Genomic DNA, 1,174 nt, shown 5'->3' on the forward strand with positions numbered 1-1,174 from the left:
ACCAGCAGGGCGGCCAGGACCAGCAGGGTGAGCGCCAGTTCGCGGCCGCCCCGGGCGCGGGTGCCCCCGGTGGCGGGGCGCTTCCAGCCGGCCGAGTCCAGCATCCGGCCGGGCTCGGCGCCGCCCAGCGCGTCGGCGTCGTCCCGGTAGCCGGGCTGGTCGCCGGCCAGCAGGTGGTGGCCGAGCGGCGCGGCGGGCAGGCCGAACGGGGTCAGCGCGGCGTCCGCGGCGTGCCGCCGGTCGACGGCCCGGGCGAGCGCGCGGCGCAGCACGGGGTCGGTGAGCGGTTCGCGGGCGGCGTTCAGGGTGAGCTGGGCGAGGCCGGTCCCGGCGGCCCGGTGCAGGGTGACGCCGGGCAGCGCTCCGGCCCGGCGCAGCGCCTCGGCGGGGTCGGGCCCGGCGTGCTCGACCGCCGTGGTCAGCGGGGCGAGGTCCAGCCGGCCCTGGGCCAGCTCCTCGGTCCGCCGCTCGGCCGGGACGGCGAGGAACTCGATCCGGTCCGCCTTGGCCTGCTCGCCCCACCAGAACGGGTTGCGGACCAGGGTGGCCTTCCCGCCCACCGGGTCGTACCCGTCGACCAGGAACGGGCCCGCCGTCGGGTGGGCGGTGCCGCCGGGCAGCGCGCGGCCGAAGGCGGCGGCGGTGGCGGTCTCGGCGGCGGGGTAGAGCGGGCCGAACAGGGCCTGCCACTCGCCGTAGGGCTGTCGGAAGGTGACCTTGACCTCGTGCGGGTCGGCGCCCTGGGCGATGGAGTCGACGGCCGCGTACCCGGCGGGGCCGGTGGCGGGGTGGGCGGGGTCCGGGCCGGAGAGCGCGGCCCGCTGGGCGATCAGGTCGGCGGCGGAGAGCGGGGTGCCGTCGCTCCAGACGGCGTGCGGGTTGAGGTGGTAGGTGACCACCTGGGGCAGCCGGCCGGGCGGGGTGGACTCGGCGGCGGTCAGGTAGTCCGGGTCCGGCGTCCACTCGCCGTGCGCGTCCGGCCGGAACAGCGCGGGGTAGAGGGCGTGCGCGAGCAGCGCGGAGCCGGCGGTGGCGGCGGGCTGGTAGACGTTCAGGGTGGCCGGGACGGTGTCGACGGCCCAGCGCAGGGTGCCGCCGTCGCGGACGGCGGCCCGGTCGACCGGGCGGACGTCCCCGGTGACGACGGCCGGGGCGGGCGGCGCGGGGTCGGGCG

At 79.9% G+C, this 1,174-nt stretch carries 1 protein-coding gene; it reads right to left on the bottom strand.

Annotation, left to right across the window (positions count from 1 at the left end; translation table 11 throughout):
* Positions 1 to 1,174: ABC transporter substrate-binding protein (locus ABD308_RS37330; RefSeq protein ID WP_344345083.1), on the bottom strand; the 1,174-nt coding region annotated here is incomplete at both ends.

This window comes from Kitasatospora putterlickiae (genome assembly GCF_039527695.1).
Classification (GTDB): domain Bacteria; phylum Actinomycetota; class Actinomycetes; order Streptomycetales; family Streptomycetaceae; genus Kitasatospora; species Kitasatospora putterlickiae.